General features: G+C 36.4%; 2 protein-coding genes. Both read right to left on the reverse strand.

The genetic code is table 11. The features are described from left to right. Window positions 1-117: 117 nt before the first annotated feature. Complete coding sequence (locus EMM73_RS19745) at window positions 118-1,068, reverse strand: hypothetical protein (protein WP_127688471.1); 951 nt, start codon at window positions 1,066-1,068, stop codon at window positions 118-120. 34 nt (window positions 1,069-1,102) lie between these two features. Continuing rightward, window positions 1,103-1,345 (reverse strand): hypothetical protein, encoded by a 243-nt coding sequence (locus EMM73_RS19750; protein WP_127688472.1) that lies wholly within the window; start codon window positions 1,343-1,345, stop codon window positions 1,103-1,105. Between the last annotated feature and the right edge of the window lie 120 nt (window positions 1,346-1,465).

Here is a 1,465-nt window from a genome sequence, read left to right on the forward strand (position 1 = left end):
ACCCTTAAAACCCGAAAACCTGCTAACGCCTAATTAACAGGCAAAAAATTGTTGGCTAAAATAGGTGAACGTAGTGAACAAAAAGCCAACTGTTTTTTGTCCTTGTTGAATTTCTTGTTATGTTGCGGTTTCCAAAACCGTTGCTCTTGGGCAAATAAAATCTATATGTGCTGCTTTTACGCCAGTCCCTAGTGCTAAATGGACTCCTCCTGCTGCCTCATTCAGTTGGGAATTAATTAACCAATTAGTATCTTTAGATGCTTCTAATGAAGCAAAAGCAACCTCTATTAGCTTGCCATGAAATGTTTCATCAGTAAGCGGTTTGATTTTATCTAAAATTTGTTCACCAAAAGTTGTTTCAATACTTTTGACCTCAGAGTCCACAAGTATTAACTTTAAGGGGAAACCACCGCTTTTACGAATTTCAGTAAAGATATTCCATGCTTCTTTTGCGAGTGGTCCAGATATTTCATAATTATTTCGATGAAAAGCAATTGATATTCCTTCACAGGTAAACTCTCCATTAACGTTGAAACAGCTGTAATCAGCATTAGGAATCAAAGCAATTTCTAAGAATTGACTAACACTTATCCACTCACCTAACTTTATAATTGGATTTATTTTTGGAGCAAATACTTCAATATTATCTCCTAAACGAATTTCAAGAAATTTATCCCCTGATTTTACCGTTAGAGGAGCATTTAAACCTTCAAGCTGTTCTAATCGTTTCTTGCCATTAATACATGCGGATTCAAAATCAATTTTTTTCAATGTGGAAATAAAATAATCTACTGATTCAGAGTCAGAAGCGAATGACATTAGCGGACAGACTAATACAGCACTATTTTTAAATGTTTTATCAAAGACTTCATGAGAAGGGCTCGAACTAGGATCGACAATAGCCAAAATCACTTCAGCTGGGGCTTTTAATTCCTTATAGGCTTCAGATACAGAACAGACTTCAAACCCTTCTTTAGCAAAAGAGTTCATAACGTAGTTTGAATCGCTTATAACGACAGGAAGATTACCAGATGAAAATAATTTAGTTATATTGTTGAACGCATTCATATTTTATCCTTGTTTACGAGCCCATTACTTGAGGCTATCGTCCTTGAATTTCAGATACCTTTAGTTTTACTGCTTCAGCTACGGCATCAGCTAACTCCTGATCAAGTTCCGGTACAGTTAATGCGCCAGTACCTTTATAAGAAACAGTATAAGTAACTCTGGAAGTTAAATCTCCAGGGTTTACAAGGTGTTCACCTGAATCAATTGTTACCTCTGTAACGTCATGCTCTCCGGCTCCTCGAAAAGTAATATTTCGGTTTGTGTTTTTTAAAGTCATATGTAACCTCTTAGTTTGTTAAGTATTATCTTCAGACACCCTGTCGCCGATACAACAAAAAAAGATATGGTGCTACAACTTAAAGCAACATAACGCTCAAAGCAGCTGCGCGGTACGCGT

Source organism: Rheinheimera sediminis (assembly GCF_004005375.1).
In the GTDB taxonomy this organism is placed as follows: domain Bacteria; phylum Pseudomonadota; class Gammaproteobacteria; order Enterobacterales; family Alteromonadaceae; genus Pararheinheimera.

Bases quoted from the DNA above. Each gene is read 5' to 3' on its own strand.
- EMM73_RS19745 (WP_127688471.1), bottom strand. From the start codon at position 1,068: ATGAATGCGTTCAACAATATAACTAAATTATTTTCATCTGGTAATCTT.
- EMM73_RS19750 (WP_127688472.1), bottom strand. From the start codon at position 1,345: ATGACTTTAAAAAACACAAACCGAAATATTACTTTTCGAGGAGCCGGA.